The organism is Terrabacter sp. Soil810 (assembly GCF_001429645.1).
Taxonomy (GTDB): Bacteria; Actinomycetota; Actinomycetes; order Actinomycetales; family Dermatophilaceae; genus Terrabacter.
The window spans coordinates 1,918,474-1,926,959 of the sequence record NZ_LMSW01000011.1; the positions used below are offsets into that span (position 1 = coordinate 1,918,474).

Annotated in this window: 8 protein-coding genes; all 8 read right to left on the bottom strand. The window is 73.3% G+C overall.

The annotated features are described in order from the left end of the window. Positions 1 to 11 precede the first annotated feature (11 nt). On the bottom strand, positions 12 to 911 hold the full coding sequence (locus tag ASG96_RS14795; protein ID WP_082591787.1) for a hypothetical protein: 900 nt from the start codon (positions 909 to 911) through the stop codon (positions 12 to 14). Further along, a complete protein-coding gene (locus ASG96_RS14800; RefSeq protein WP_057588323.1) occupies positions 908 to 1,852 on the bottom strand; it encodes a copper transporter in 945 nt (314 codons plus the stop codon). The genes ASG96_RS14795 and ASG96_RS14800 overlap by 4 nt, the downstream gene beginning before the upstream one ends. Further along, the gene (steA, locus tag ASG96_RS14805; protein ID WP_057588324.1) at positions 1,849 to 3,030 is read right to left on the bottom strand and encodes a putative cytokinetic ring protein SteA; all 1,182 of its coding nucleotides are present in this window, start codon (positions 3,028 to 3,030) and stop codon (positions 1,849 to 1,851) included. The genes ASG96_RS14800 and steA overlap by 4 nt, the downstream gene beginning before the upstream one ends. A 117-nt stretch (positions 3,031 to 3,147) precedes the next feature. Continuing rightward, a complete protein-coding gene (recN, locus tag ASG96_RS14810) occupies positions 3,148 to 4,941 on the bottom strand; it encodes a DNA repair protein RecN (protein ID WP_082591788.1) in 1,794 nt (597 codons plus the stop codon). Between the two features lie 9 nt (positions 4,942 to 4,950). Further along, positions 4,951 to 5,904, bottom strand: coding sequence for an NAD kinase (locus tag ASG96_RS14815; RefSeq protein ID WP_056757576.1), 954 nt, complete (start codon positions 5,902 to 5,904; stop codon positions 4,951 to 4,953). Continuing rightward, complete coding sequence (locus ASG96_RS14820; RefSeq protein WP_057588325.1) at positions 5,901 to 6,701, bottom strand: TlyA family RNA methyltransferase; 801 nt, start codon at positions 6,699 to 6,701, stop codon at positions 5,901 to 5,903. Before ASG96_RS14820 ends, ASG96_RS14815 begins: the two co-directional genes overlap by 4 nt. After that, entirely contained in the window at positions 6,698 to 7,204 is a 507-nt protein-coding gene (locus ASG96_RS14825; protein ID WP_057588326.1) for a hypothetical protein, read from the bottom strand. The genes ASG96_RS14820 and ASG96_RS14825 overlap by 4 nt, the downstream gene beginning before the upstream one ends. 42 nt (positions 7,205 to 7,246) lie before the next feature. Then, the gene (locus ASG96_RS14830; protein ID WP_057588327.1) at positions 7,247 to 8,308 is read right to left on the bottom strand and encodes an HAD-IIA family hydrolase; all 1,062 of its coding nucleotides are present in this window, start codon (positions 8,306 to 8,308) and stop codon (positions 7,247 to 7,249) included. Positions 8,309 to 8,486 lie beyond the last annotated feature (178 nt).

Consider the following 8,486-nt stretch of genomic DNA (forward strand, 5'->3'; position numbering starts at 1 on the left):
GGCCCGGTCACTCATCGGGGCTCCCGGCCCCACTCGTCGAGCCCGCGCAGGACCGGGTGGGCCTCGATGACGCGGGTGAAGCTGACACGCTCAGAGGCAAGCGTCAGCGCAGCGAGGCCGGCGAGCGCCACCGCCCGACCGAGGAGCCCGGTGCGCTCGACGAGGGCGAGACCCACGAGGGCCCCGGCGGCGTTGGCGCCCGTGTCACCGAGCATCGACGTCGCGCGGAGGTCGTCGCGGACGACGCCGAGCGAGGCGCCGACCGCGGCCGCTGCCGGCGCACTGCCGACGAGCGGGAGCCCAGCCGCGGCGGTGACCTTCAGGGCTCGTCCGGGACGCAGGTCGAAGAGGTTGACGGCGTTGGCGGCGCCTGCGACGACGGCGCCACCGACGAGGGTGGCGAGCGCCCCGGGACGGGTCGGTCGCCGCGCGTCGGCGAGCGCGGCACCGAGCAGCCCGGTGACGCCGAGTCCGACGATCTTGACCGTGCCCGTGGTGACCTCACCACGCGTGAGCGCCCCCAGGTGACCCTTGAGGCCCTTGTCCGACGCACCTCCGGCGAGGTCGTCGAGCGCCCCGAGAGCACCGGCGGCGACGGCGACGGCTAGGGCCGCCGAGGCCGACGAGGCCGACGAGGCCGACGAGGCGCCGATCGATGCGGCGGTCGCACCGCGGGACAGGCGTGAGGCCACGGCGCCGGCGGCGATGCCGGCCACGGCGCCGCCGACCCAGGCGGGACCCTCGAGGAGGGTGACCGGACGGCCGGCGTGGTTGGTGCGCTCCCATGGCTCGCGGACGGCAGGCGCCAACCTCCGGGACAGCCGCAGCACCGCCCACGACCCCGCTGCCGACCCGACGAGGGCAGCGAGGGACGACACGCCGGACGGGCTCGTGCGACGCCTCGACGTCACGGAAGCACCCGGGGGACGGTGGCCGTGGCTCCCGTGGCGACGCCGTAGTGGCCGACCCGCTCGTCGAGGACGTTCTCGATGGCGAGGACCACGATGGCGGGCCCGTCGCCGGCCCGGGCATGGTCGACGGTGGCGACGATCTCGGCGGTCTCGGACTTCTCGCGCACGGCTTGGACGGCGTTGGACGTCATGGGCTGGCCCGCCGCTGCGACCGTCTCACCACCGGCGACGACGGTGGCGCGGGTCGAGCCGGCGAACGAGGTGACCAGGGCTCTGACGGCGTCGGAGCGGGCGGTCACCGCCGACTCGGTGCCCGCGTAGTCGGCGGACACGACGATGGCAAGGTCGGCCGGCGCGAGGTCGGCCACCGAGCTGTCGACGAGGCCTGCGTCGACCAGCACCTTGAGAGCGGCCGAGCGCTGCGGTGAGCTGCCGGTGTTGCCCGTCGAGACCGTGAGGTCTGTGAGCACCTGCACGAGCAGGACGTCGCCCGACGCGCTCGTGTCGATCCCGAGCGCCGACGCGGCCTCCTTGGCGGCCTGGTCGCGGTCGGCCGACTGGCTGGGGTCGAACCAGTCGGGGCTGAGCGTGACCGTCCCGGTCAGGGCGGAGCCGCTCTGCGTCACGACGCCCTCGAGGTTCGTCGTCATCGTGCCGTCGGCGGACGGCAGCACGACGACGACCGCGCGGTGACCGGACAGCCGGGCCTTCACGACCCGCTGCTGCACGGCGGTCGCGTACTCGTCCGACGCGTCGACGATCTTCTCGCTCGTCGTCAGCTTCTCGTTGAGGGACTGCTTCTCGGTGCGCAGGGCTGCGACCTGGTCGCTCAGCTGGTTGCCGAGGTTGGCCTGCAGGGGGCCGGCCCCGAGCACGATGCCCACCGCGAGCGCGAGGAACACCGAGATGATCGAGACGAGGTGATAGCGGAAGTCGATCACGAGAAGATCCCAACGACGGCAGTCCAGAGGTCGTCCCAGCGGGCCGCGAGGACCTGCAGCCACGCCTGCCCCGCCGGTGTGGACGCGAGGGCTGCGAAGAAGGCGAGCACACCTGCGAGGAGCATCGTCACGAGCAGTCGACCCGGGATGCGGGCGCGGTAGAGCTGGCTGACGCCCTTGGCGTCGACGAGCTTGCCGCCGACGCGCAGCCGGGTCAGGAACGTCGAGGCCTGCCCGTCGCGACCCTTGTCGAGGAACTCGACGAGGGTGACGTGGGTGCCGACGGCGACGATGAGCTCAGCACCGGAGTCGTCGGCGAGGAGCATCGCGACGTCCTCGCTCGTGCCGGCGGCCGGGAAGACGACCGGCGTGATCCCGAGCGCCTCGACGCGCGCGAGACCCGGGGCGCGCCCGTCGCGGTAGGCATGCACGACGATCTCGGCGCCGCACCGCAGCGCCTTGTCCGAGACGGAGTCCATGTCACCGACGATGAGGTCGGGCTGGTGGCCGGACTCGAGGATCGCGTCGGCGCCGCCGTCGACGCCGATGAGGATCGGGCGGAACTCGCGGATGTAGGGACGCAGGGTCTCGAGGTCCTCGCGGTAGTGGTAGCCGCGCACGACGATGAGGCAGTGCCGCCCGTCCAGCTCGGTGGTGATCGGTGGCACGCCGATGCCGTCGAGGAGCAGGTCGCGCTCCTTGCGGATGTACTCCATCGTGTTCGTCGCGAAGGCCTCGATCTGCACGGCGAGCCCGGCCCGCGCCTCGTGCATCTGCGCCTTCACCGCATCGGCGTCGAGCAGCGTGCCGGTGGCGACCCGCGACTCACCCGACCACAGGTCACTGCCGTCGAGGCGGACCGGCTGGCCCTCGGCGAGCGTCATGACCTCGGGACCGGCGGCGTCGAGCACGGGGATGCCGGCCTCGACGAGGATCTGCGGGCCGAGGTTCGGGTAGCGGCCACTGATCGATGCGCTTGCGTTGACGACCGCCGCGGGGCGGACGCTCACGAGGGCGTCGGCGCTGACCTTGTCGAGGTCCGCATGGTCGATGACCGCGATGTCGCCCGGTTGCAGCCGCTTCGTCAGGGCCTTGGTCCGCCGGTCGACGCGTGCGGTGCCGACCACGCCCGGACCGGTGTCTCGGGCATGCGAACGGCGGCGGATGGAGAGGGCCATGATGGCCTCAATCGTGCCACGTCGGTGGATCGGCGCCCCCATCGGTCCGAGCCGCGGCGCGGCACGCGGCAGGAGTCTCGGGATGGGCCTCGACCGTCCCTCGGGACGCCCATGCGATCAGGCGCGCGCGCCGCTGCGGGCGACCGGACGCGCACCCACCCGGGCGCCGCTGGTCTGCTCGAGCAGGTCGCCGGCGTGGGCCAGACCGGCCTCGGAGTCGGGGTCACCGCCCATCATCCGCGAGAGCTCCCGCAGCCGGGCGTCGCCGTCGACGACGGAGACGCTGCTCGAGGTGATGCGGCCGTCGTCGGACTTGTGCACGACGAGGTGCCGGTCGGCGAACGCCGCCACCTGCGCGAGGTGGGTGACGACGATGACCTGGGCGTGCTCGGCCAGTGCCGCCAGACGTGCACCCACGTCGAGGGCTGCCCGACCGCCGACGCCGGCATCGACCTCGTCGAAGACGAACGTGGGTGGTCCGCTCGCGGCCTCGCCCGAGGCGCTGCGCGAGCCGACGACCTCGAGGGCGAGCATGACGCGCGAGAGCTCACCGCCGGAGGCGGCACGGGACACGCTGCGCGGCGTCGCACCGGGGTTGGCGGCGAGCAGGATCTCGACGTCGTCGATGCCGTGTCGGGCCAGCCGCACGCGGTCACCGTCGGGCAGCACGACGCCCTCGGGGTCGGTGCGACGACGCAGCTCGACCTGGACGACGGCCTTGCCCATCGCCAGGTGCGAGAGCTCCTCGGAGACGCGGGTGCCGAAGTCGTCACCGGCGGCGCGGCGAGCCTCCGACAGCGCCACGGCGGCCGCGACGACGGACGCCTCCAGCTCGGCCACCTCGGCGCCGAGCCGCTCGACCCGGTCGTCGGCCGTCACGAGCTCGTCGAGGCGAGCAGCCCCGCGACCCGACCACTCGAGCACCTCGTCGACGGTCTCGCCGTACTTGCGGGTGAGGACACCGAGCGCTGCCCGCCGCTCCTGCACGTAGCCCAGGCGCTGCGGGTCGAGGTCGACGTCCTCGAGGTATGCCGTCAGGTCGGCCGAGAGGTCCGTGACGAGCGTGCCCACCTCGTGCAGGCGCTCGTCGAGGCCGGCGAGGGCCTGGTCGTGGGCCGTGGCGGGCCCGAGCGCACCCCGGGCCGACCCGATGAGGTCACGCACGTTGGGGGCCGGCTCGGCGGCATACTCGTCACCGCTGAGGTCAGCGAGGGCCTGGGCTGCAGCCAGACGAAGCGTGTCGGCGTGGGCGAGGCGCTCGTCCTCGGCGCGCAGCGCCACGTCCTCGCCGGGCTGGGGGTCGACGGCCTCGATCTCCTCGAGGGAGGCGGTGAGCGAGTCGATCTCACGGGCGCGCTCACGTGCTTCTGACACGAGGCGCTCGTGCTCACGGGCCGACTCGCGCCAGCGGTCGTAGAGCTCGCCGACGCGGTCGCGGAGCGCCGTGAGGTCAGGTCCGCCGAAGTCGTCGAGGACCACCCGGTGCGCGTCGCCCTGCTTGAGGCGCCACTGGTCGGCCTGGCCGTGGACGGCCACGAGCATCTGCCCGAGCTCGGCGAGCACGGCGACCGGGGCGGTGCGCCCGCCGACGTGGGCGCGCGACCGTCCGGCCGCGGCGATGGTGCGGGCGATGACGAGCTCGCCGTCCTCGTGGTCGGCGCCCGCCTCGTCGGCCCGGACGAGGGCCGGATGGTCCAGGGGCAGCTGCACGACGCCCTCGACGAGCGCCGAGGAGGAGCCGGTGCGCACGAGCCCGGAGTCGGCGCGCTCACCGAGCAGCAGGCCGAGACCGGAGACGACCATGGTCTTGCCGGCGCCGGTCTCACCGGTGAGGACGTTGAGCCCGGGGCTCAGGTCGAGGACGGCGTCGTCGATGACGCCGACACCCCGGATCCTCATCTGGCTGAACACGGGTCCACCTTAGGGCCGGGCACCCGCACCGCCGTCGACGTCGTCCACGGGTGTCGTGGTGTCGCCGTTGCCGTTGCCACGCCACCCGGCGACCGACAGGTTGAACTTGGCGACGAGGCGGTCGGTGAACGGCGCGCTCGTCAGACGGGCGAGGCGAAGCGGACGCAACCCGCGGCGTACCTCGATGCGCGCGCCCGGCGGGAGGTCGACATGGCGCCGACCGTCGCACCACATGACGCCCGCCCCCTCGGTCGCGGCCTTGATCTCCACGGCGAGGTGGGTGTCGGGACCCAGCACCAGCGGGCGGGCGAAGAGTGCGTGCGCTGCGCTGGGGACGAGGAGCATCGCCTCGACCTGCGGCCACACGACCGGCCCACCGGCCGAGAAGGCGTATGCCGTCGAGCCCGTCGGCGTGGAGACGATGACGCCGTCACAGCCCCAGCTCGACAGCGGGCGACCGTCGACCTCGACGGTGACCTCGAGCATCCGCTCGCGTGCCGCCTTCTCGACGCTGACCTCGTTGAGGGCCCAGCTGCTGGCGATGAGGTCACCGTGCAGCTTGGCGTCGACGTGGAGCGTCATGCGCTCCTCGACGGCGTAGTCGTTGCTCGCGATGTGCTCGACCGTGGCGTCGAGGTCGTCGCGCTCGGCCTCCGCGAGGAAGCCGACGTGGCCCAGGTTGACGCCGAGCAGGGGGACGTCGACGCTGCGGGCGAACTCGGCGCCGCGCAGGATCGTGCCGTCGCCGCCGAGCACCACGACGAGGTCGCACCCCTCGGCGACCTGCTCCTCGGCGGACGCGATGTGCACGCGTGCGCTGTCCTTGAGGTCGAGGGCCTCCGCCTCGTCGGCCTGGAGGGACACGTCGATGCCGAGGTGCGTGAGGCGCTCGACGACGCCCTTGGCGACCGTCAGCGCCTCGGGGCGCCTCGGGTGGGCCACGAGCAGGATCCGGCGCGTCACGGGACTCCTTCCAGGTCGACGGCCTCCAGCATGTCATCCACCGCCGTCACGGAGGCGCCCGGGACCGGTCTCGGAGCGAGCCAGAAGAGGAACTCCCGGTTGCCGTCGCCCCCGGCGATCGGGCTGGCGCTCGCGCCGTGCAGGTGCAGGTCCAGGTCGGCCGCGACCTGCGCCACGTCCCGCAGCACGCGCCCGCGTTCGTGCGGCGACGTCACGACCCCCGTGCGGCTCAGCCGCTCACGGCCCACCTCGAACTGCGGCTTGACCAGGACGACCAGGTCACCCTCGTCGGTCACGAGGGGGCGCATGGCGGGCAGCGCGATGGCGAGCGAGATGAAGCTGAGGTCGGACACGACGAGGTCGAATCGCCCTCCGAGCGCCGCGGCGTCCACGTCACGGATGTTGGTGCCGGGCAGGTCGCGGACCCTGGGGTCAGCACCGATCGTCGCGACGAGCTGGTCGTGGCCGACGTCGAGAGCCGTGACGTGCGCGGCACCCCGCTCGAGCAGGACCTGCGTGAATCCCCCCGTGCTCGCACCGACGTCGAGGCACCGTCGGCCCTCGACCGGGACGGGCCACGTGTCCAGGGCGTGGAGCAGCTTGAGGGCCGCGCGCCCCACCCACCGGTCAGGCTCACGAGTCAGCTCGATCGTCGTCGAGTCGCCGACGGGCACGGCGGGCTTGCTTGCCGGTCTGCCGTCGACGAGCACCACGCCAGCCATGACGAGCTCGCGCGCCTGGGTGCGCGACCGGGCCAGTCCGCGGGCGACGAGCTCGACGTCGAGACGACGCGTCACGCCCCACCCAGGCCGCCGAGGCGGCTCTGCAGGCTGCGGTGGGCGTGCTCGCCCCACTCGATGCGTTCCGCGAACGAGCCGGCCTGGGACTCGGCCAGGCGCATCATCGCCTCGTCGACGGCCTGGTCCCCCGTCACCGGCGGCGTCGGCACGTCAGGTGTCGTGTCGAGCGGGGCGTACGGCACCTCGGCGGCTGCCCCGTCGTCCTCGACGTCCTCGTCACGGTTCCGGTGGTCCGTGACGTCGTCGTGGGCCTCGTTCTGGGTCTCGTCGGTGTCGTCGTCCGCGAGGTCGCTCGCGCCGTCGTCGTCCGTCACGTCGGCGTCGCTCACATCGTCGGACTCGTCGGGCTCGTCGGACCAGTCGTCGAGCGTGCCGTCGAGGTCGCCGCTCCCGTCCGTGCTCGTGTCGGTCTCCGAGTCCATCGGATCGAGCTCCTCGGCGACCTGGAGCGGTTCGCCGGACCCGAGGTCGTCGCGTCGAGCGTCACTGTCGCCGAACATGTGCTGCCTCCGTGCCGAGTCGTGTGGTTCGCTGCGGTCACGCTACCGGGTCGGAGCCGCCGGATCGTCGAGCAGGCGGTCGAGGGCCCCGGCCTCGCGGCGCAGCTGCTCGCGCGGGACCCCGTCGTCACGAAGCGTCAGCAACGCCGCCAGCCCGGCGCGTACGACCTCGATGGGGGCCGCGCTCCCCCGCTCGACGCGCAGCGTCCCGTCGGTGCGTGTCACCTGCGCCGCGCCGCATCGCCAGGCTCCTCCCTCTGGCACCGGGGCGGCGTACGGCTGGAGGAGCTGGGCGAGCGAGGAGACGACATACGTCGGCGACGAACCGCTCACCACGAGGTCCGACGGCCGGTCGACACCGGTGAGGACCCACGCCGAGTCGAGACCCGAGGCCTCCGCTCCGACGATGTCGGTGGCGATCCGGTCCCCGACGGCGAGCGTCCTGTCCGCCCGGCTGCCGAGGCGGTCGAGGGCCAGGTCGTAGAGCGGCGGGTGCGGCTTCCCGACGACGTCCGGGCGCCGCCGGAGCGCGGCGGCGAGCAGGTCGATGTACGCGCCGTTCCCCGGGGACTGGCCCCACGGCAGTGGCAGGGTGGCGTCGTCGTTCGTCGCGACCCAGGGCAGACCTGTGGTCAGGAGCCGGGCCGCCGTCTCGAAGTCCCGCACTCGCAGCTCCTTGCCGAAGCCCTGCAGCACGGCCGCGACGACGTCGTGCCCGAGGCGGCCGTCCGTCTCGTCGAGGCTGACGGGGGTGAGGCCGGCATCCCTCAGGGCCTCCACGACACCCTCACCGCCGAGGGCGAGCACGGCAGCGCCCGCCTCCAGCTCGTGGGCGAGCCGGGCAGCGCCGGCCTGGGCGCTCGACACGACGTCGGACGCGGTTGCCGGTGCGCCCAGACTCGCGACCTGCGCGGCCACCTCGCTCGGCACGCGCGAGGCGTTGTTCGTCGCGTAGACGACCTTGATCCCGCGAGTCACCATGTCCCGCAGTGCGTCCGGCGCCCCGGGCACGGCATCCGCCCCGCGGTACACGACACCGTCGAGGTCGCACACCACCCCGTCGTAGCCCGCGATCAGTGGCTCCGCCGATGTCTCCGTGTGCATGCGACCTCCTGCGCGAGACCCTACGACGACTCGTCGTCTGCGACGCGGACCGTCCGGAACGCAGAACGGGCCCGACCGTGGAGGTCGGGCCCGTTCTCGCTGAGGACCTCAGCGCTCGTCAGCGTCCTCGTCGTCAGCGTCCTCGTCGTCAGCGTCCTCGTCGTCAGCGTCCTCGTCG